This window comes from Rhizobium sp. LC145 (genome assembly GCF_001005825.1).
In the GTDB taxonomy this organism is placed as follows: Bacteria; Pseudomonadota; Alphaproteobacteria; order Rhizobiales; family Rhizobiaceae; genus Neorhizobium.
The window spans coordinates 43,259-64,643 of record NZ_LBHV01000003.1 but is presented as its reverse complement, the minus strand read 5'-3'; the positions used below and the strand labels follow the sequence as shown (position 1 = coordinate 64,643).

Below are 21,385 nucleotides of genomic sequence, written 5' to 3'. Positions count from 1 at the left end.
CAAGACAACGGGAGGCTTTGCGTTGCGATCTTGCAAGATCGGGCCAGTGCCCTTGAGGCTACAGCCAAAGCATCCGGCAATCCTGCCCCATGACAGGCCAGCGGTTGGTTGACAGATCCGGCCCATCCGGGTCTGCCGGCGTTGACCACACCTATAAAGGCGGTGTGGTCGAAAACATTTCATCGGGCAGGCCCGAAAAGCAGTCCGGCGGGCGCCGGGGACGGCGCCCGCCGGAGAAATCTTAGCGGCGGATACCCAGGCTGGCGATCAGCTTGGTGTAACGGCCTTCGTCCTTCTTCTTGAGGTAATCAAGAAGCGAGCGACGGCTGGAAACGAGCTTCAGCAGGCCACGACGGGAGTGATTGTCCTTCTTGTGGTCCTTGAAGTGCTCGGTGAGATTGTTGATCCGCTCCGTCAGAATCGCGACCTGAACTTCCGGAGAACCGGTGTCGCCTTCTACGGTTGCGTATTCCTTGATAAGCTCAGCCTTGCGCTCGACAGTGATCGACATCGGACTATCCTTTCTTTCATGAGGATTATGGGTCGCCAAAAGGCCGGGATGTCGTCCAGCCTTGGCCGTGAATGCAAAAGCAGCGCCTGAAGGCAGCCCTTTTACTGGCGCTGCCTATAAACCATTCAGCATGCAATGGGAAGAGGCGATATTCCGGGCACCGATCAGCCGAAAACCCGCTTCGGCCGGAACTCTCCCTGGCCGATCTCGCCGATGGCGACCAGCTTTCCTCGGGCGGTGGCATAGGCCTCCGCTTCGGCGAGCGGCGCATCGCGGCCGAGCAGAATAATCGGATTGCCCATCCTCAGCCGGTAGGCCTGGTCGTCCGTCACCTTGAGATGCGGCAGATTGGAAAGCGCCTCGGCCGTGTCGATCAGGAAAGCGTCGAGGGCGGCCAGGCGCTCCTCCCGGTCTTCGATCTCTTCCAGCGCCGTCAGTTCGGAAAGCGGCACCATCCTCTCTTCCGCAAAGGGAGCGACGAAGGTACGGCGCAGCTCGGAGATATGGCCGCCGCAACCGAGATCCCTTCCGAAATCGCGCGCCAAGGCCCGCACATAGGTGCCCTTGCCGCATTCCACCTCGAAATGGGCGCTATCTCCCGTGACGGCGAGAAGCGTCAGGCGGTAGATTTCGACCTCACGGGAGGGGATCTCCACCGCTTCGCCGTCGCGAGCCAGATCATAGGCGCGCTCGCCGGCGATCTTGATAGCCGAGAACTGCGGCGGCACCTGCGAAATCGTGCCGGTATACTTCGGCAGAAGGGCGCGGATCGCCTCTTCGTCCGGCCGCAGTTCAGATGTCACCGTCACCTCGCCTTCGAGGTCGTCGGTCGTGCGTTCCTCGCCCCAGGTCACGGTGAATTCGTAGACCTTACGACCGTCCATGACGTAGGGAACGGTTTTCGTCGCGTCGCCCAGCGCAATCGGCAGCATGCCGGAGGCCAGAGGATCGAGGGTGCCGGCATGTCCGGCCTTCTGGGCGTTGAACAGCCATTTGATCTTGGAGACGGCTTCGGTCGAGCCGAAATCCACCGGCTTGTCGAGGATCAGCCAGCCGGAAATCGGGCGGCCCTTGGGCTTCCTTGGTTTGGACATTCTTCTCTTCTTGTCGTCTTCTTATTCTTCGTCTTCAGCGGATTTTTCGCCGAGATCGCGGCTCACTTCAGGGGATCGCAGAAGTTCATCGATCTTCCTGTAATTGTCGAAGCTGGTATCGTCGCGAAACCGGATTTCCGGCATATATTTCATCTGCCGGAGATGACCGCCGATCCGCCCCCGGATGAATTTCGCATTGCGGTTCAGCGCGTCGATGACGGCCTTGTGGTCGGGAAGCCCGAGGGGCGCCACATAGGCGGTGGCAATCTTGAGATCAGGCGACATGCGGACTTCCGAGACGGAGACAACCGTCTTTTCGAGAAGTTCGTCTCGCACTTCGCCTCGCTGCAGAACCTGCGTGACGGCGGCGCGTACCTGTTCGCCAACGCGAAGCATGCGCTGGGAGGGCGCCGAGGAGGTTGCTTTGGCCATTGTTGTTTCTCTTCTTAGGCGCCTTCGATGCCGGGGATCGTCCCGGATCGGGCGCTTCGTCAAGCAAAGGCGGTCAAATGACCCAGGAGCGGGCAAAGGTCAAGGCGCGCGACGCGCCTTTATCTCCACACGATCCCCATACCGGGCAATATGGTCCGTCAGTCGAGTTTTTCGAGATAGGGCAAATCGTCAGGCTGCATTTCCCGCGTCACCCGACCGATCCGGTCGATGGCGCGTTCACGCGAGACCTGCAGATGCCGCTTCAACGATTGGGCGGCTTCCGCCACCCGTCCCGCCTCCAGCCGCTCCACGACCTCCATGTGCTCCGGCAGGAAGGGCTCGGCGCCGAACAGCCGCGGCATCCAGCGATAGAGGAAGCTGTGAGCCACCAGAAGCGCCTGCGGCAGGCTGACCGCCTGCATCAGCGTGCGATTGCCGCAATAGCCGAGAAGCGTGACGTGCAGCTCCTGCTCCAGCCGGTCGAGATCGGGGCCGGCCAGCTCTCCGGCATTGGCGATCGCCTCTTCCAGGTGGCTGCGCATGCCAGCGAGAAAGCCATCCGGCAGATAGGGTGCCGCCTTTTCCAGCGCGACCGGCTCCAGAAGCCAGCGCAGTTCGTAGAGCTCGCCTACATGATCCGGCGTCATGGCCGGCGCGATCCAGCGGGCTCGATCGTCCTTGCGTACGACGCCACGCTGCTGCAGCCGGCCGACGACATCACGCGCCACGGTACGGCTGACGTCGTAGAAGCGGGCGAGCTCGGTCTCGTTTACCCGCCATCCGGCAAAGGAGCAGCGGGCGGCGATCTCGCTTTCCACCTCGCCATAGATACGTTCCCAGCTCGAAAGCTGGGTCAGGCGCAGGTCGTCACCCGCCTCCGCTAAGGGCGCAGCTTCGGTTGAAGCGGGCGGCGCGGCGGCGCGATGAACCGAATAGCCGCGGCCCGAGGACTTTTCGAGTAAGCCTTGCCGTTCGAGCTCCGCCAGCGCCTGGCGCGCCGGCGCCCGGCTGATGCCGAACTGTTCGGCAACCGAGGATTCGCTGAGGCGAGCGCCCGGCCCAAGGGCACCCTGGGCAATCTGTCCTGCCAGAATATCGAAGACCTGCTGGTAGAGGCGCGGAACCGTGCCGCCCGGCACCTTCGGTCCCTGCCGCTCCGCACCGGGCATTCGGCTTGCGGCCATATTCCCTCCCCGCTGCACCATCCCGGCCATTCCGATTTTGTCCCGGAGGGCGACATAGCGCCTTCGTTCATTGCTTTTTCAATATCCGCACGGATCAAAATAACAGTTCCATCGAATGCGTTCAATTCGCGTGGGTAAGCCGCCCTCCTGACTTGTCACCCAAAAACCGCTTGCCAAATGGCACGCGGCGTATAGTGTACACATAAGACGTTTTGACCGCAAAGAGAGCGGCTCCCTTGGAGGAGGGAATGGCGGATCGCCTGGCAAACAAGCGCGCCTTCGTGACCGGGGCAGGCCAAGGAATTGGCCGGGCCATTGCGATCGCCTTTGCGGAAGAAGGCGCCGAGGTGGTCGCGACCAGCCGCACGCTCTCGAAGATGGCCGATCTGCCGGACATCTCTCTACGCATCCAGATCATGCAGCTCGACGTTACCGATGGCGCTTCCGTGCGCTCCAGCGTGGACGATGCCGGACATATCGACATTCTCGTCAACTGCGCCGGCTGGGTGCACAACGGCTCCATCCTCGATTGCGACGAGCAGGACTGGCAGAGGAGCATCGAGCAGAATGCGACCACGGTGTTCCGCACCATGAAGGCAGTGCTGCCGCAAATGGTGAGACGCGGCAGCGGAGCGATCGTCAATGTCGCCTCGGTCGCCTCCAGCATCACCGGCGTGGCGAACCGTGCGGCCTACGGCGCCAGCAAGGCGGCCGTGATCGGGCTCACCAAGGCCGCCGCGCGCGACGTGATCGCGAGCGGCGTGCGGGTGAACGCGCTCTGCCCCGGCACGACGCTTTCGCCCTCTCTCCAGAACCGCATCGATCTCGCCGACGATCCGGACGAGATGCGGCGCACCTTCATTTCCCGCCAGCCGATGGGCAGGCTCGGAAAGGTGGAGGAAATGGCCGCAGCCGCCGTCTTCCTCGCCAGTGACGAAAACGCATTCATGACGGGCCATGTTCTCGTCGTCGATGGAGGACAGACCCTATGAAGCTTGCCGCCCACCCTCCCGCCGAAGATGGAGTGATCCATGCCCCCCTGGAGGCGGTCGACCGCTTCTGCCGGCAGGTCTTCGAGGCGATCGGCGCGGATGCGGTAACGGCGGATGCCGCGACGCGGGCGATGATGCACGGCTCACGCCTTGGCGTCGACAGCCACGGCGTGCGCCTTCTCAATCATTACGTGACGGTGATGGAGGGCGGCCGCGTCAACAAACGCCCGGATGTTCGGATCGTGCAATCCTTCGGCGCAGTCGCATCCCTCGACGCGGACCACGGCCATGGCGCGCTTGCCGCCTATCGCGCCATGGAACATGCCGTCGAGCTTGCGGGGAAATTCGGCATCGGCGCGGTCTCGATCCGCAACAGCTCGCATTTCGGCCCGGCCGGCGCATTTGCAATGGATGCCGCCATGAAGGGTCATGCCGGTCTCGCCTTCTGCAATTCCGACAGTTTCGTGCGCCTGCACGACGGCGCAATGCGCTTCCACGGCACCAATCCGATCGCCTTTGCAGTGCCGGTCACGGGCGACAATCCCTGGCTTCTGGACATGGCGACCAGCGCGATCCCCTATAACCGGGTCCAGCTTTACCGCAGCCTCGGACGCGAACTGCCGCAGGGCGTCGCCTCCGATGTGGACGGTAACGACACCCGCGATCCGGCGCTCGTGGAGATGCTGGCGCCCGTCGGCGGCGAGTTCGGCTTCAAGGGCGCGGGGCTCGGCGGCCTTGCGGAGATACTAAGCGCCGTCTTTTCAGGAATGCGGCTCAGCTTCGACATCCTGCCGATGAACGGTCCGGACATTTCGACCCCGCGCGAGCTTGGCGCCTTCGTGATGGCGCTGAAACCCGGCGCTTTCGTCGGCGAGGAAGTCTTCCAGGCCGGCATGAAGCGATATCTCGACATGCTGCGCGCCTCGCCGGCCAGAGAGGGGCTCAAGGTGATGGCACCGGGAGACCGGGAATGGGCCGTGGCCGCCGAACGCGAGAGAACGGGCGTTCCGCTCGATCCCGCCACGTGCGAGGCGTTCAGGAATTTCGCAAGCCGTTTCGACGTCGTGCCGCCCTTTGCGGCCTGATGTCCGCCGTGGCCGGCCAAGGGGGAGTGCCGGCCACGGCGTCGCGATCAGGAACACGGGATATCCCGTGTCGTGAACGATAGAGGAGGAGGAAAGCATGCGCATGATTGCCAAGGGAATTCTGCCGCTTCTGGCGGCCGCAAGCCTCGCCGCGCTCGGAGCAGCATCCGCCGCGGCACAGGAATTCACGCTGCGCTTCAACCATGTGCTCGCGCCGAGCGAACCCTTCCACGAAGGTTTCATGAATTGGGCGAAGCGCGTCGAGGAGCGTACCAATGGCGGGCTGAAGATGGAGGTCTTCCACAGCGCCCAGCTCGGTGTCGAGGAGGACATCATCGAACAGATCCGCCAGGGCGCCAATGTCGGCCAGAACACCGATTCCGCCCGGCTCGGCAACTACGTGCCGAGCATCGCGGTGATGAACGGCCCATATTTCGTCGATTCGCTCGAAGATGTCTGGAAGCTTTCCGAATCCCCGACGCTTGCCAAATGGCAGGAGGAGCTTGCCGCGCAGCATGGATTGAAGGTGGTCTGCTTCGACTGGGTGCAGGGCTTCCGCCACTTCTTCACCAACAAGCCGATCCGCAAACCCGAAGACCTCTCCGGCCTGCGCATCCGCACGCCGCCCGCACCGATCTGGCAGGAATCGGTCCGAGCGCTGGGTGCCGCCCCCACCGCCATGGCCTTTGGAGACATGTATCCGGCGCTGCAGCAGCAGGCGATCGACGGCGTCGAGCTCGTCTATGCGAACATTCCGGGCGGCCGTTTCTACGAAGTGCTGAAATACGCCAACGAGACGAAGCACATCATGCTGATCAACTTCCAGGTTGTTAGTTCGCAATGGTTCGATACGCTGCCGCCGGAGTTCCAGACGGCGCTCGTTGAGGAATGCAGGACCGCCGGACGAGAGACCTCGCAGAAGATCGCCGAGATGGCCGACACGATCAAGGCAGACCTGCAGAGCAAGGGCATGGAAGTGGTCTCCGACGTCGATCTCGAAGCTTTCAAAAAAACCGGTGAGAAAGCCTACGAAACGCTCGGCATCACGGAAGCCAGGAACGCCGTGCAGGCCGAACTCGGCAGGTAACCCTCATCGTCCCGGCGACAGGAACAAGCTCATGCGACGGATCCATGAAGCGATCGGAAAATTCGAAGCGGTGGCGGCGGGGACATTGTTGATCCTGATGGTCCTGCTGATCTTCCTGGGAGGGCTTGCCCGGCTTGCAGCCCACCCGCTCAACTGGACCATCGATTTCGCGACCTGCTTCTTCGCCTGGGCCTGCTTCATATGCGCCGACATCGCCTGGCGGCGCGACAGCCTGATGTCGATAGAACTCCTCACCGAGCGCCTGCCGACCAATGCCCAGCGCATCCTGATCTACATCAACTACCTGATTCTGATCGCTTTCCTGCTGTTCATCGTCATCTATGGAACGCAGCTTGCGTGGACGAGCCGGGCCCGCAGCTTCATGGGAATCCCTAGCATCAGCTATTCCTGGATCAGCGCCAGCCTGCCCTTCGGCGGGCTGCTGCTCCTGATGACCACGATCCTCAAGCTCGTCGATCTGCATCGCGGCGAAGTGCCCGCCGCCCATCCCTCCGTTTCGGGACCGTGACGCCATGCTCCTCGTCACCATCGCCTTCATCCTCCTGATGCTGATGGGGATGCCCGTCGCCTTTGCGATCGGCATTTCGGGCGTCGTCTTCTTCCTCCAGCATCCCGAGCTGCCGATCACCATTCCGCTGCAGCAGACGATCTCGACGACGCAGAATTTCGCGCTGCTCGCCATTCCGCTCTTCATCATGGCCGGCAATCTGATGAACGCTTCGGGCATCACCGAAAGGCTGCTCGACCTCGCCTCGGTGATCGCGGGACGGCTGAAAGGCGGGCTCGCTCAAATGTCGCTCGCTCTTTCGGCACTGATGGGCGGCGTCTCCGGCTCGGCCATCGCTGATGCGGCCATGCAGAGCCGAATGCTCGGCAACGAAATGATCAACCGCGGAATGTCGAAGGGCTTCACCGCCGGCGTCCTCTCCTTCGGCGCGATCCTGACGCCGATCATCCCGCCGGGGCTCGGCTTCATCATCTACGGCACTATCGGCCAGGTCTCCATAGGCCGGTTGTTCGCCGCCGGCTTTGCGCCCGCCTTTCTTCTCTGGGTAGGGCTGGCGGCCACCGTCTCCATCGTCGCCAACAGGCGCGGCTATCCAGCAGCGCGCGCAAAGCCCGCATCCATGCGCGAGATCGCCACGGCACTGCGGGGCGGAATATGGGCGCTGCTCTTTCCTATCATCCTGCTCCTCGGCCTCCGGTTTGGCATCTTCACGCCGTCCGAGATCGGCGCCTTCGCCGTTATCTATGCCGTCTTCATCGGTATCGCGGCCTATCGAAAGCTGAAGACGGCATCCTTCCGAGAGGCGCTGGAGGGAAGCCTGTCCGACGTCGGAGCGGTGATGTTCCTCATCGCGCTTTCGGCGATCTTCAGCTACGGCATCGTGCTCGAGCGCATTCCGGAACTCATCTCCGGCGCGATCCTCAACGTGACGGACAGCCTTTACGGCGTGATGATGCTGATCGTGCTCTTCATTCTCGCCTGCGGCTTCTTCATCGACGCGACCGTGCTGATCATCATGCTGACGCCGATCTTCCTGCCGCTGATCAAGCAGCTCGGTGGAGATCCCGTCCATTTCGGGGTCGTCTTCGTGGTCGCCGCGACGATCGGCAATTTCACTCCGCCGGTCGGAGCGGCGATGTATGCCGTCTGCTCGATTCTGAAGGTCAGGATCGGCGATTATACGCGAGAATCACTGCCGCTGATGTTCGCGGTCGGCCTCGTGACGCTGATCCTGATATTCATTCCGCAGACGGTGCTCTTTCTGCCGAACCTGCTGTTCAACCGGTAAGGAGGCTTTGGACTCATTCCACCAGGCGGATCTGCAGCTTCACATCCGAGGGGCTGCCGGCAGCCGCCCGCTCGAAGGCCTCGATCGATTGCTTGAAATCGAATGTGCCGGTGATCAGCGGCTTCAGATCGACCTTGCCGGAGGCGATGAGTTCCAGCGCCCGGTCAAAGATATTGGCATAGCGGAAAACCGTCTCAATGCGCACTTCCCTGGAGATCGCCCCCGCGACGTCGAACTCCACCTTGCGGACGGGCAGGCCGACCAGCACCAGGGCGCCGCCCGGCCTCACCATATCGAAGATGCCGTCGAAAGCTCTGGGGCTTCCGCTCGCCTCGAAGACGACGTCCGCACCCCAGCTGCCGGTCTCTTCCGCGATTACCTCCGCAAACGGCCTCTTGGTGATGTCGACCGGGACGATGCCCGGATATTGCCCGGCGATTTTGAGCTTCTCGGCGCTGAGATCGGAAATGAAGACACGGGCGCAGCCGCCGGCAAGGGCCGCAAGCGCCACCAGGATACCGATTGGTCCGGCGCCGACCACTGCGGCCACATCGCCCGGCTGGATGCGCGCACGCGTGGCCGCCTGCATGCCGATCGCAAACGGCTCCACCATGGCCCCTTCCGCGAAGGTGACATTGTCCGGAAGCCTATAGGTGAAGGCCGCCGGGTGCACGACCTCGGGCGTCAGCACGCCATGGATCGGCGGCGTCGCCCAGAAACGCACGTCCGGATCGACATTGTAGAGGCCGAGCTTGGAGGCGCGCGAGGAAAGATTGGGAACGCCGGGCTCCATGCAGACCCTGTCGCCAACCTTGAGGTGCTTCACTTCGCTGCCCACCTCGACAATGGTGCCGGCAGCCTCATGACCCAGCACCATCGGCTCGCGCAGCACATAGGGGCCGATCGCACCATGGGTATAGTAGTGCACATCGCTGCCGCAGACACCGACCGTATGGATGGCGATCCTCACGTCGCCCGGTCCGACGACGAGCGGCAGATCGATCTCCCTCAACGAAAGAACGCCTTTTTCTTCTAGGACGAGGGCTTGCATGGGTATTCCTTTGCTCTGTTGTCTCGGGCTCCGGTCATTGGCAGGATAGCGGATGCGGCTCCGTCCTGAACAGACACATTCTCGGGCGCTGGTGATTTGCACTACCAGGACCGCCCATTGCCGGCACAATTTTTCTGCGAGGGCGGCAAAGTGCCGAAGCCATGCCTATATTGGCCGCGCGACACCCGCAAGAATGCGAAGCCTACCCGAAAAGAGGATCGATTTTCATGACCGAGAAATCCCCCGCCGACAATTTCCCCACAGGCTATGAGCCTTCGAAAGTATGGACCTGGGAAAAGGGCAATGGCGGCGCTTTCGCGAGCATCAACCGCCCGATTGCCGGCCCGACTCACGAAAAGGTCCTGCCGATCGGAAAGCACCCGCTGCAGCTCTATTCACTCGGCACGCCGAACGGCATCAAGGTCACGATCATGCTGGAGGAACTGCTGGCGGCGGGTCATAGCCAAGCGGAATACGATGCCTGGCTCATCAGGATCGGGGATGGCGATCAGTTCGGCTCCGGCTTCGTGGAGGTCAATCCGAACTCAAAAATTCCGGCGCTGATGGACCACGCGCCGAAGGGCGGCGGAGAACCGGTCCGGATATTCGAATCCGCCTCCATTCTCGTCTATCTCGCAGAAAAGTTCGGCGCCTTCCTGCCGACCGATCTCAGAGCCCGCACCGAAACATTCAACTGGCTGTTCTGGCAGATGGGCTCCGCGCCGTTCCTCGGCGGCGGTTTCGGCCATTTCTACGCCTATGCGCCGATGAAGATCAAATATGCGATCGACCGCTATGCGATGGAAGTGAAGCGCCAGCTCGACGTGCTCGACCGGCACCTCGCCGACAACCAATACGTGGCTGGCGGCGAATACACGATCGCCGACATGGCCATCTGGCCCTGGTACGGCAGCCTCGCTCAGGGCAAGCAATACGGCGACGCAGGAACCTTCCTCGACGTCGAGACCTACAAGAACGTCCAGCGCTGGACGGCGGAGATCGCGGCCCGCCCGGCGGTCAAGCGCGGCCGCATGGTCAACCGCACGTCCGGCGATCCGTCCGAACAGCTGCACGAGCGCCACGACGCCTCCGATTTCCAGACGAAGACGCAGGACAAGATAGGCGAGGCATAACCCAACCGACGTGGCTAAAGGGGGTGTTTCAAAACACCCCCTTTAGCTCACCAGTCTACGGGACGGGATCGCTGCCCGCGCCAATTCGCAGACGTGGTCGGCCAGGGCAAGCGAGGAGGTGAGGCCGGGTGATTCGATGCCGAAGAGGTTAACGAGCCCGGCAATGCCGTGGGTCTCGGGGCCTTCAACCTTGAAATCCTGAGCGGCGATCGCCGGTGGCACGATCTTCGGCCGGATGCCCGAATACGCGGGAATGAGCGCGCCGTCCTTGAGCTCCGGAAAATAGCGCCGGATGCCAGTATAAAAGCTTTCCGCCCGAGCCGGATCGACTGCGTAGTCAATCGCATCGACCCATTCCACATCCGGGCCGAAGCGGGCCCGGCCGGCAAGATCGAGGGTCAGGTGGATGCCGAGCCCGCCTTTGACGGGGACGGGATAGATGAGCCGGCTAAAAGGCGTCGCCTGCCCGGAAAGCGCGAAATAGCTGCCCTTGGCATAGTAGGCCCTGGGAACATGCTCTTTCGGCATGCCCTCGATGCTCTGTGCCAGTGCAGGCGCGCCATTGCCGGCCGAATTGACGAGGAGCCGGCAGCGAACCGTCACCGGATCGTCACCGCCGACATCGAGCTCGATGCCGCCCTCCACCACCCTGCCGCCAAGCACCGGGCTTTTCAGCACCAGCATTGCACCCGCGTTCTCCGCGTCACCCAGAAGGCAATGCATGTAGCTGTGGCTATCGATGATGCCGGTCGACGGAGAGAGAAGCGCCCCGACCGTGGCAAGCGCCGGTTCTAGATCGCGGGCCTCGGCGGCGGAAATCCGGCGAAGATCGGCAACGCCGTTCGCAGCCGCCCGCGCAGCGATCACCGGCAGCATCTCCAGCTCGGCTTCGGACGTCGCGACGATCAGCTTGCCGCATCTGCTATGGGAGATGCCGCGCTCGGCGCAGTAGCGATAGAGCGCTTCCTTCCCCGCCACGCAGAAACGCGCCATCAGACTACCGGCAGGATAATAGATGCCGGCGTGGATCACCTCGCTGTTGCGCGATGACGTTTCCGTGCCGATCGCATCGGCCGCTTCGAGGATCAGCACCTCACGGCCGGAAAGGGCAAGCGCACGGGCCACGGCCAGGCCCACGACACCGGCCCCGACTACCACGCAATCCAATTCCTCCAACGCCATCCTCCCCGTTCAGCTACCGAAAAGATTGCCCATGCCACCATCAAAATCAACATTCCACGACTGCGGCCGCAGACCGATCATTGTGGCCGCAGCATCACAACCGGCGGGCGATCTCAATCGGAATGGATGTATTTCACCTTGCCTTCCCGGCTTCGTTTCCCGTAGAGCTTCTTGCATTGAAGATGGAGAACGGCGCGAGGACCATGAACGGTCGGCAGGGCGGCATCACGTCGATGGGACGGCGATGGATCGGGGTGCTCATGGGCTGCGCCTTGCTTTCGGCCTGCGCAGGGCGGCCTGAGGGCGTCCTCATTCCGACGAACCAATCCGCGCCCGGCGCAAGCACGGTCGACGTGATGGTCGCGACCACGCGCGCTCCTTCCCAAAGCCCCGGCGTGCTGTTTTCCGGCGAACGCGGCGAGCGCCCGAAATTGACTGAAATCTCGGTCTCTATACCGCCCGACAGCCAGAGGCAGGTGGGGCATGTGCAATGGCCGAAGCGACTTCCGCCGAACCCGGAACGAGAATTCGCGACCGTCAGCGTCACCCCGATGGAAGGCGACAGCGAGGCCCGTCGCTGGCTCACCGAGCATCTGCCAAAAAGCCGCCGCGTCATGGTCTTCGTCCACGGCTTCAACAACCGCTACGAAGATGCCGTCTATCGCTTCGCCCAGATCGTTCACGATTCCAAGGCGGATGCGGCACCGGTCCTGTTCACCTGGCCGTCGCGTGCCTCGATATTCGACTATGCCTACGACAAGGAAAGCACCAATTACTCCCGCGATGCACTGGAGGATCTGCTGCGCTCGATCGCAAGGGAGCGGAATGTCGGGGAAATCACCGTCATGGCCCATTCCATGGGTTCGTGGCTGACGGTCGAAGCGCTCCGGCAGATGGCCATTCGCGACGGCCATGTAGCGACGAAGATCACCAATGTCATCCTCGCATCGCCCGATCTCGACGTCGACGTCTTCGGGAAACAATGGAGCGAGATGGGCGAACATCGGCCGCGCTTCACGCTCTTCGTCTCCCGCGACGACCGGGCGCTCAGCCTGTCGAGGCGCATTTCCGGCAATGTGGACCGCCTCGGCCAGATCGATCCGACGGCGGAACCTTACCGCACGGAGTTCGAGAAGGCCGGCATCACCGTGATCGACCTCACCGCGCTCAAGGGCGGCGATCGCCTCAATCACGGCAAATTCGCGGAAAGCCCGGAGGTCGTGCGGCTGATCGGTACGCGACTGGTCCAGGGCCAGACGATAACGGATTCACAAGTGGGTCTCGGCGACCGGCTCGGCGCGATCGCGCTTGGAACGGCGCAGACGGTGGGCGGCGTCGCAGGTGCGGCGGTCAGCGCGCCGATTGCCGTCTTCGACCCGGTCACCCGCCGCAGCTATGACGAACATCTCAATCGCGTTGGCCGTGCTCTGGAAAACACCGTAGGCACCGCGACCGGTCAATAACCGGCTTTCGCCAGCCTCGAAGCGAGGTCAGGCGACCTCCTGCCGGTAGGCGGCCATTTTCTTGCGTATATCGAGAGCCGGATCGCGGCTCAGCTTCTGCAGGAGCTTGGCGAGCCAATCCACGAAGACGCGCACCTTGTTGCTGAGATGCCGGGTCTGTGGATAGACCACGTAAAGCGGTAGCGGCTCGCGGTGCCAGTCGGAAAGGACAGGCACCAGTTCACCCTTCTCCAATGCCTCGCGCACCATGAAATACGGGGATTGAACGACACCCATTCCGGAGACCGCGGCATTCACGTAACTGCGGCTGTCGTTGACCGAGACGACATAGCGGGCGGTGACATCAATCGCCTCGTTCCCCCGCCGGAACTCCAATGGAAGAACCCGTCCGGATTGGGCATGCAGATAACCTACGGAGAAATGCTCCGTCTCCAGCTCGCTGGGATGCTGCGGCTCGCCGAAATTGCGGATATAGATCGGAGACAGATAGGTCCGCATGTCCAGTTCGCCGACCTTGCGGGCGATCAGCGACTGGTCTGTCGGCGTGCCGGCGCGCAACGCGCAATCGACGTTTTCCGCGATATAATCCACCAGACGGTCGCCGACCCCGATATCGAGCTGTATCTGCGGATACCGCTGAGCGAAGTCGCACAGCGCCGGGATCACCACATGATCGGCGAAGGCCCCGGCCATTTCCACCCGCAATCGGCCGGAAGGCTGGGCCTGGGAATTGGACAGGCTGCCGTCGAGCTCTTCGAGTTCGGTGAGGATCTGGAGCGCCCGCTCGTAATAGAGCGCCCCATCGGTGGTCACGGCGACACGCCGCGTGGTGCGATTGAGCAATTTGGTGCGCAGATGCGCCTCCAACGCCTGGACGAGATTGGTGACCGTCGTCTTCGGCAGATTGAGCGTCACCGCGGCACGGGTGAAGTTCCCGGTCTCCACGACTCGTACGAAAACACGCATTGCGGAAAGTTGATCCATGACCGCTCACCTTTTTGCATCGCAACATTATCCCAAATTCCGGAACAGTGTTGTCGAACCAGCCGCGCTTGTGGCGCGCACCGGCAATAATAATATTTTGTGTGGATTGTAGGCAAGCACCCCTCCTTCACTAGGGGTGCCGGCAGAGGTTTTTCAATGGCCGCGCAGTGGGAAAATATATCGCTCGACCGGTCCGAGAGGCCGCCGTTGGGCGTGCGCCTCTACGAAGGCCCGTGCCGCGGCAAGGCCCCGCCGCTGGTGCTCTATCTGCGCGGCGGCTCCTTCCTAGACGTGGAGCGCGAGGAGCGCGAGAGGCCAATCGCCAGGGCACTGGCCGAAGCGGGCGCCGTCGTGCTGGAGGCAGACTACAGCAGCCAATCGCAGAACGCCTTTCCCAAGGTGCTCGACTATGCGTTCGGCGCGCTCAACTGCCTCAGCAGCCGCCGGAAACAGCTCGGCGGGGCGAAATCGCTTCTTCTCGTGGCAGGCGAGGAGGCGGGCGGCAATGTCGCGGCGGGCGTGGCGCTGAAGGCGCGCGATCTGCTGCCGGGCGAGCTCGACGGACAGATCCTGCTTTCGCCGATGATCGACCCGATGATGGCGACGACTTCCTTCCGGCAAGCGGATTCGATCGGTATGCGCGAACGCTGGTCCGATGGCTGGGCCCACTATTTGGCTTCGGCAAGGAATTTCTTCCACCCATATGCCGCGCCATGCCAGTGCACGCGGCTTTCGGGTGTCGCTCCGGCCCTGATCGTGACAGCGGAAGACGATCCGTTGCGCGATGAGACGGTGGGCTATGCCACGCGGCTGCGGGCAGCGGGCGTGCCGGTGCGGCAGCATATCTTTCCGGCCGATTTTGGCTGGACGGGCATTTACAACGAGGAAAGTGGCGAATGGCTCGACGTTCTCTGTCGTCAGTTCGCCGGTTTCGTCCAAGACTTGAAACACTGAAAACGATTAATCCCAAGACGAGTACAGGTTCGCTCTAAGGAGCCAAGGAGAATACCGATGACTTCGAAAAAGGCACGCTGGGCCCTGTGGGGCGCCGGCCTAGGGTTTGCTGTCGCCGCAACCGGGGCAGCCTTTTATCTGGAACTTCCGAGCGGGGCCAATGCTGCGCCGGCGGAGACCGCGGCCGCGCAAGCGCCCGCAACTCCGGTGACGGTGGCCACCGTCGAACCGCGCAGCGTCACGACTTGGCAGGAATTTTCCGGCCGTCTGGAGGCCGTGGACCGCGTGCAGGTCCGTTCCCAGGTTGCAGGGACGATCCAGTCCGTGCATTTCCGCGAAGGCGGATTGGTGAAGGCCGGCGATCTGCTGCTGACGATCGATCCGGAGCCCTATGCCGCCGCCGTCGCTCAAGCCGAAGGCACGGTCGCCTCGGCGAAGGCGCGGGTGGAACTCACCCGCACCGAGCTCGATCGCGGCAAGATTCTTTCGGCCAAGAACACGATCTCGCAAAGCGATCTCGCGCAGCGGCAGGGCGCCCATAGCGAGGCGCTCGCGACCCTGCAGTCGGCCAATGCGGCATTGAAGACCGCACAGATCAATCTCGACTACACGCAGATCCGCGCACCGATCGCCGGGCGCGCAGGCAAGCTCGAGATCACGACCGGCAACCTTGTCGCCGCCGGCTCCGCCTCGCCGGCGCTCACCACGCTGGTCTCGATCGATCCGATCTATGCGAGCTTCAACGCCACCGAGGAACTGGTGAGCCGCACGCTCGCCCAGCTTCCCTCCGAGAACGGTCTTCCGGCAATCGACCAGGTGCCGGTCGAAATCGGCACCCTCGGCGACCAGGGAACACCGATCCGCGGCAAGCTGCAGCTCGTGGACAACGAGGTGAACGCCTCCAGCGGCACGATTCGCGTGCGGGCAGTCTTCGACAATCCCGGCGGCCGGCTGATTCCCGGACAGTTCGTGCGGGTCCGCATGGGCCAGCCTCGCGCAGAAGAGCACCTGATGGTGAGCGAACGGGCGATCGGCACCGATCAGGACAAGAAGTTCGTTTTCGTGGTCGATGACAAGAACACCGTGGCTTACCGCCAGATCGAGCTCGGCGCAGGCGTGGGTGGCGACAGGATCGTTACCAATGGCCTGACCGCCGGCGAGCGCATCGTCGTCAACGGCCTGCAGCGCATCCGCCCCGGCGCGGTTGTCGATCCGCAGGCCGAGGCCAAGGTAGCCCAACAGTAATTACGGCTGCCGGACCTTTCCGGCAGCTCCAATCACAACCGGTTTCGTGTCGCTTGCGGTCCCTCGGGAACGCAAGCCGGGACCGTTTCGCCTCTGTTCAACCCCGGAGAGGGCTTTGACATGAACATCTCCAGATTCTTCGTCGACCGACCGGTCTTTGCGGCCGTGCTGTCGATCCTCATCGTGGTGGCGGGCCTGATCGGCATGCGCGCGCTGCCGATTTCCGAATATCCAGAAGTGGTGCCGCCTTCGGTCGTGGTGCGCGCCACCTATCCGGGCGCCAACCCGACCGTCATCGCCCAGACCGTCGCTACGCCGCTCGAAGAGCAGATCAACGGCGTCGAGGACATGCTCTACATGTCCAGCCAGGCGACCTCGGACGGCGTGCTGACGCTGACCGTCACCTTCAAGCTCGGCACCGACCCGGACAAGGCCCAGCAGCTCGTGCAGAACCGCGTCAGCCAGGCAGAGCCTCGCCTGCCGGCCGAAGTCCGCGCGCTCGGTATCACCACGGTCAAGAGCTCGCCCGACTTCATCATGGTGGTGAACCTCGTCTCGACGACCGATGCCTACGACATCACCTATCTCCGCAACTACGCGACCTTGAACATCAAGGATCGCCTCGCGCGGATCGAAGGCGTCGGGCAGGTGCAGGTCTTCGGCGCCGGCGACTATTCCATGCGCATATGGATCGACCCGCAGAAGGCGGCCGAACACTCGCTAGCCGCCAGCGACATCACCAACGCCATCCGCGAGCAGAACGTTCAGGCTGCCGCCGGCATCATCGGCGCATCCCCGAGCGTTCCCGGTGTCGACCTGCAGCTCAACGTGAATGCCCAGGGCCGCCTCCAGTCGCCCGAGGAATTCGGCAGCATCATCGTCAAGAGTGACGAGAACGGCGCCGTGACCCGCCTTCGGGACGTCGCCCGCATTGAGCTCGGCGCCGCCGACTACACATTGCGTTCGCTGCTCGACGGCGAGCCGGCTGTGGCCGTAGCGGTCCTGCAGGCTCCCGGCTCGAACGCGCTGCAGATTGCCGACAACGTGCGCGCAACCATGGACGAGTTGCAGCTCGCCATGCCTGCCGGGGTAAAATACGAGATCGTCTACGACACGACGAAGTTCGTGCGCTCTTCCATCGAGAAGGTGCTCCACACGCTGCTCGAAGCGATCGGCCTCGTCGTGCTCGTCGTCATCCTCTTCCTGCAGACCTGGCGCGCCTCGATCATTCCGCTGATCGCGGTTCCCGTCTCGATTATCGGCACCTTCGCGGTGATGTACGCCTTCGGCTTCTCGATCAACGCGTTGACGCTCTTCGGGCTCGTGCTCGCGATCGGTATCGTCGTGGACGATGCGATCGTCGTGGTGGAGAACGTCGAGCGCAATATCGAGAACGGGCTTACCCCACGCAACGCCACCTATCGGGCCATGCAGGAAGTATCGAGCCCGATCATCGCAATCGCGCTGGTGCTGGTCGCGGTCTTCGTACCGCTTGCCTTCATCACCGGGTTGTCCGGCCAGTTCTACCGTCAGTTCGCACTGACAATCGCGATCTCGACCGTCATCTCGGCCATCAACTCGCTGACGCTTTCTCCGGCGCTCGCCGCCCTTCTCCTGAAGGATCACCACGCTCCGAAGGATTGGCTGACGCGGGTCATGGACAAGCTGTTCGGCTGGTTCTTCCGGGGCTTCAACCGCGCGTTCGGCGCCGCCTCGAACGGCTACGGCCGCAGCGTCGGCGGACTTCTCGGCCGCAAGACCATCATCATGGCGATCTACCTGGTGCTGGTGGGCGCGACCTACAGCGTCTTCACCACCGTGCCCGGAGGCTTCGTGCCGGCGCAGGACAAGCAGTACCTGATCGGTTTCGCACAGCTGCCCGACGGCGCGACGCTCGACCGCACCGAAAAGGTCATCAAGCAGATGAGCGACATCGCGCTCGAACAGCCTGGTGTGGCGAATGCCGTGGCCTTCCCCGGCCTGTCGATCAACGGCTTCACCATCGGCTCGAATGCCGGCATCGTCTTCGCGATCCTCGACGATTTCGACAAGCGCGAGACGCCGGAACTCTCTGGCGGCGCGATCGCCATGGCGCTGAACCAGAAATATGCCGGCATCCAGGATGCGTTCATCGCCATGTTCCCGCCGCCGCCGGTCAACGGTCTCGGCCAGACGGGCGGCTTCAAGATGCAGATCGAGGACCGCGCCGGCTTCGGTAACCAGGCGCTCGACGAGGCCACCAAGGCGTTCCTCGCCAAGGCCTCTCAAGCACCGGAACTGGCGGGGCTGTTCTCCAGCTTCCAGATCAACGTTCCGCAGCTCTATGCCGACGTGGACCGCGTCAAGGCCGAGCAGCTCGGCGTCTCGGTGACGGATGTCTTCGAAACGCTGCAGATCTATCTGGGCTCGCTCTACGTGAACGACTTCAACGCCTTCGGCCGTACCTACAGCGTGCGGGTACAGGCGGATGCGCAGTTCCGCGCGCGGGCCGAGGATATCGGCCAGCTCAAGGTACGTTCGAAGTCGGGCGAGATGATCCCGCTTTCGGCCCTACTCAAGGTAGACGCCCAAACCGGGCCGGAGCGTACGACCCGCTACAACGGCTTCCTTGCCGCCGACATCAACGGCGGGCCGGCACCGGGCTTCTCCTCCGGACAGGCCGAAGCCGCGATCGAGCGGATCGCCGGCGAAACGCTGCCGCCCGGCATCGATTTCGAATGGACGGACCTGACCTACCAGCAGATCCTCGCCGGTAATTCGAGCATCATCGTCTTCCCGCTGGCGCTGCTGCTCGTCTACCTCGTGCTCGCGGCCCAATACGAGAGCCTGACACTGCCGATAGCCATCATCATGATCGTGCCGATGGGCGTGCTGGCGGCATTGACCGGCGTCTGGTTGACTGGCGGAGACAACAACATCTTCACCCAAATTGGACTTGTGGTGTTGGTGGGGCTCTCGGCGAAGAACGCGATCCTGATCGTGGAATTCGCCCGCGAGCTGGAATTCGAAGGCCGAACGCCGGTGCAGGCGGCCATCGAGGCCAGCCGGTTGAGGCTTCGCCCGATCCTCATGACCTCCATGGCCTTCATCATGGGCGTCGTGCCGCTGGTCATCTCGACCGGCGCGGGTGCGGAAATGCGCGCCGCCATGGGTGTCGCGGTGTTCTCCGGGATGATCGGGGTGACATTCTTCGGCATCTTCATGACGCCAGTCTTCTACGTACTGGTGCGCAAGCTCACCGGCAACCGGCCGCTGATCAACCACGGCCGGGTACCCGAAACCGCCCATGCGAACACGGATGAGGTGCGGCAGATCGCGGCGGAATAAGACCATAGAAGGTCTCGAATGTTGAAGGCGGGCTCAATGCCCGCCTTCTTTTTTGCCGGCTTCACTTTGAACCAGCGAATGACTTTACTCTCCAACGCGCGACGCACACAATAAAATGCCTCGCCGCCGACTGCTTCCGACATTTCATCGCTTTGGAAAATTGGATTCCGGACGGAATATGGGGAGCCGAATCCATGTGGAGAAAAAGATGAACCAGTTCGCCGTCTCGCGCCGCCTGCTGATGAAGGGGACGGGCCTGCTGCTCGCCTCCACCGCGCTGCCTCGCCTTGCGATGGCCCAGGATGTACCGAGCGGCGGCCGGCTGATCGTGGCGGCGGATTCGGAGCCCAAGAACCTCAATCCGGCGATCGTCGCCTCCAACGGGGTCTTCTTCGTGGCGAGCAAGGTGATCGAGCCCCTGGCTGAAGCCTCCTTTGAGGGAGAAGACGGGCTTCAACCGCGCCTCGCGACATCCTGGGAAGGATCCGACGACGGCCGATCGGTCACCTTCAAGCTGAGGGAGGGCGTGACCTGGCACGACGGAAAGCCCTTCACCTCTGCCGACGTCGCCTTCTCCGCCCTCAATATCTGGAAGCCATTGCAAAACCTCGGCCGCATCGTCTTTGCCAACCTCGAAGCGGTCGATATGCCCGACGAGACGACAGCGGTCTTCCGCTTCTCCAAGCCGACACCGCTGCAGCTCATCCGCAATGCGCTGCCGGTGGTGAGCAGCGTCGTGCCCAAACATCTCTATGAAGGCACGGACATCGCCACCAATCCGGCCAATGTGAAGCTCGTCGGCACCGGGCCGTTCAAGTTCGCAGAATACAAGCCGGGCGAATATTACCGGCTGGAGCGCAACACCGATTACTGGGGCGAAGGCGAGCCTAAACTTGACGAGGTGATCTTCCGCGTGCTTCCGGACCGCGCCGCCGCCGGCTCCGCCTTGGAGGCGGAAGAAATCCACCTCGCCGCCTTCTCGGCCGTGCCGCTCACCGATCTCGACCGGATCTCCAAAGTGCCGGGTATCAAGGTCATTTCCAAGGGCTATGAAGCGCTGACCTACCAGCTCGTCGTGGAAATCAATCACCGGCGCAAGGAACTTGCCGATCTCAAGGTGCGGCAGGCGATTGCGCATGCGATCGACAAGCAGTTCGTCGTCGACACGATTTTTCTCGGTTACGCTGCTGCCTCGACCGGCCCGGTGCCGAAGAATGCGCCGGAATTCTATGCCGCCGATGTGCCAGCCTACGATTTCGACATTGCCAAAGCGAATGCGCTGCTGGACGAAGCCGGCTATCCGAAAACCGGCGACGGCGCGCGCTTCTCGCTGAAGCTGAGACCGGCTCCCTATTTCAACGAGACGCGTCAGTTCGGCGATTATCTGCGCCAGGCGCTCGCGGCGATCGGCATCGACGCCCAACTCGTCAATGCCGATTCCGCCGCGCACCAGAAGGCGGTCTATACGGATCATGATTTCGATCTCGCTGTCGCTCCGCCTGTCTTCCGGGGCGATCCGGCGATCTCCACCACCATTCTCGTGCAGTCCGGCATTCCGGCCGGTGTGCCCTTTTCCAATCAGGGCGGCTATGCCAATGCCGAACTCGACGCGATCATCGGCAAAGCGGCCGAAACCGTGGATGCGACCGCACGGACCAAGCTCTACAACGAGTTCCAGAGACTGGTGGCTACCGACCTGCCGCTCATCAACGTAGCCGAATGGGGCTTCATCACCGTTGCCCGCGACACAGTGCTGAACGTTTCGAACAATCCGCGCTGGGCCGTGTCGAACTGGGCGGATACGGCCCTGCAATCGTGATAGGATCGGCTCCCGGCATCGATTT

General features: G+C 62.7%; 18 protein-coding genes. 11 read left to right on the top strand and 7 right to left on the bottom strand.

The window, feature by feature from the left end:
- Nucleotides 1-241 precede the first annotated feature (241 nt).
- From rpsO to YH62_RS08590, 4 genes are all read right to left on the bottom strand, one after another.
- A complete protein-coding gene (gene rpsO, locus YH62_RS08605) occupies nt 242-511 on the bottom strand; it encodes a 30S ribosomal protein S15 (protein ID WP_046793802.1) in 270 nt (89 codons plus the stop codon).
- A 164-nt stretch (nt 512-675) separates the two neighbouring features.
- Nucleotides 676-1,605 (bottom strand): tRNA pseudouridine(55) synthase TruB, encoded by a 930-nt coding sequence (truB, locus tag YH62_RS08600; protein WP_046793801.1) that lies wholly within the window; start codon nt 1,603-1,605, stop codon nt 676-678.
- 21 nt (nt 1,606-1,626) lie between these two features.
- Nucleotides 1,627-2,037 (bottom strand): 30S ribosome-binding factor RbfA, encoded by a 411-nt coding sequence (rbfA, locus tag YH62_RS08595; protein WP_046793800.1) that lies wholly within the window; start codon nt 2,035-2,037, stop codon nt 1,627-1,629.
- Between the two features lie 158 nt (nt 2,038-2,195).
- Entirely contained in the window at nt 2,196-3,221 is a 1,026-nt protein-coding gene (locus YH62_RS08590; RefSeq protein WP_197082518.1) for a GntR family transcriptional regulator, read from the bottom strand.
- 248 nt (nt 3,222-3,469) lie between these two features.
- Here YH62_RS08590 and YH62_RS08585 point away from each other — a divergent pair, with 248 nt between their 5' ends.
- From YH62_RS08585 to YH62_RS08565, 5 genes are all read left to right on the top strand, one after another.
- The gene (locus YH62_RS08585; RefSeq protein WP_046793799.1) at nt 3,470-4,213 is read left to right on the top strand and encodes an SDR family oxidoreductase; all 744 of its coding nucleotides are present in this window, start codon (nt 3,470-3,472) and stop codon (nt 4,211-4,213) included.
- Entirely contained in the window at nt 4,210-5,298 is a 1,089-nt protein-coding gene (locus YH62_RS08580; protein WP_046793798.1) for an Ldh family oxidoreductase, read from the top strand. The genes YH62_RS08585 and YH62_RS08580 overlap by 4 nt, the downstream gene beginning before the upstream one ends.
- A 97-nt stretch (nt 5,299-5,395) precedes the next feature.
- Nucleotides 5,396-6,385: a C4-dicarboxylate TRAP transporter substrate-binding protein gene (locus YH62_RS08575; protein ID WP_082118304.1), complete on the top strand. Its 990-nt coding sequence runs from the start codon at nt 5,396-5,398 to the stop codon at nt 6,383-6,385.
- A gap of 31 nt (nt 6,386-6,416) precedes the next feature.
- Entirely contained in the window at nt 6,417-6,914 is a 498-nt protein-coding gene (locus YH62_RS08570; protein ID WP_046793797.1) for a TRAP transporter small permease subunit, read from the top strand.
- Nucleotides 6,915-6,918: 4 nt separating this feature from the next.
- Entirely contained in the window at nt 6,919-8,202 is a 1,284-nt protein-coding gene (locus YH62_RS08565; protein WP_046793796.1) for a TRAP transporter large permease subunit, read from the top strand.
- A 13-nt stretch (nt 8,203-8,215) separates the two neighbouring features.
- Here the strand turns inward: YH62_RS08565 and YH62_RS08560 are convergent, their stop codons facing one another.
- A complete protein-coding gene (locus tag YH62_RS08560; protein WP_046793795.1) occupies nt 8,216-9,253 on the bottom strand; it encodes an NAD(P)-dependent alcohol dehydrogenase in 1,038 nt (345 codons plus the stop codon).
- 227 nt (nt 9,254-9,480) lie between these two features.
- Between YH62_RS08560 and yghU the strand changes: the two genes are divergently transcribed.
- On the top strand, nt 9,481-10,386 hold the full coding sequence (gene yghU / locus YH62_RS08555) for a glutathione-dependent disulfide-bond oxidoreductase (RefSeq protein ID WP_046793794.1): 906 nt from the start codon (nt 9,481-9,483) through the stop codon (nt 10,384-10,386).
- Between the two features lie 42 nt (nt 10,387-10,428).
- Here yghU and YH62_RS08550 read toward each other — a convergent pair whose 3' ends face one another.
- Nucleotides 10,429-11,568, bottom strand: a complete 1,140-nt coding sequence (locus tag YH62_RS08550) for an NAD(P)/FAD-dependent oxidoreductase (RefSeq protein WP_046793793.1) — start codon at nt 11,566-11,568, stop codon at nt 10,429-10,431.
- Between the two features lie 233 nt (nt 11,569-11,801).
- Here YH62_RS08550 and YH62_RS08545 point away from each other — a divergent pair, with 233 nt between their 5' ends.
- Nucleotides 11,802-13,031 carry an alpha/beta hydrolase gene (locus YH62_RS08545; protein ID WP_046794292.1) on the top strand — a complete coding sequence of 410 codons (1,230 nt, stop codon included), beginning with the start codon at nt 11,802-11,804 and terminating at the stop codon, nt 13,029-13,031.
- A 27-nt stretch (nt 13,032-13,058) separates the two neighbouring features.
- Here YH62_RS08545 and YH62_RS08540 read toward each other — a convergent pair whose 3' ends face one another.
- Nucleotides 13,059-14,015, bottom strand: coding sequence for a LysR family transcriptional regulator (locus YH62_RS08540; protein WP_046793792.1), 957 nt, complete (start codon nt 14,013-14,015; stop codon nt 13,059-13,061).
- A 156-nt stretch (nt 14,016-14,171) separates the two neighbouring features.
- On the opposite strand from YH62_RS08540, the gene YH62_RS08535 reads away from it, so the two are divergent.
- The 4 genes from YH62_RS08535 to YH62_RS08520 all read left to right on the top strand — a co-directional run bounded on the left by YH62_RS08535 (nt 14,172) and on the right by YH62_RS08520 (nt 21,360).
- On the top strand, nt 14,172-14,969 hold the full coding sequence (locus YH62_RS08535; RefSeq protein ID WP_046793791.1) for an alpha/beta hydrolase: 798 nt from the start codon (nt 14,172-14,174) through the stop codon (nt 14,967-14,969).
- Nucleotides 14,970-15,026: 57 nt separating this feature from the next.
- Entirely contained in the window at nt 15,027-16,214 is a 1,188-nt protein-coding gene (locus YH62_RS08530; RefSeq protein ID WP_046793790.1) for an efflux RND transporter periplasmic adaptor subunit, read from the top strand.
- A gap of 120 nt (nt 16,215-16,334) precedes the next feature.
- Nucleotides 16,335-19,541 (top strand): multidrug efflux RND transporter permease subunit, encoded by a 3,207-nt coding sequence (locus tag YH62_RS08525; protein WP_046793789.1) that lies wholly within the window; start codon nt 16,335-16,337, stop codon nt 19,539-19,541.
- A gap of 208 nt (nt 19,542-19,749) precedes the next feature.
- Nucleotides 19,750-21,360 carry an ABC transporter substrate-binding protein gene (locus tag YH62_RS08520; RefSeq protein WP_046793788.1) on the top strand — a complete coding sequence of 537 codons (1,611 nt, stop codon included), beginning with the start codon at nt 19,750-19,752 and terminating at the stop codon, nt 21,358-21,360.
- Nucleotides 21,361-21,385 lie beyond the last annotated feature (25 nt).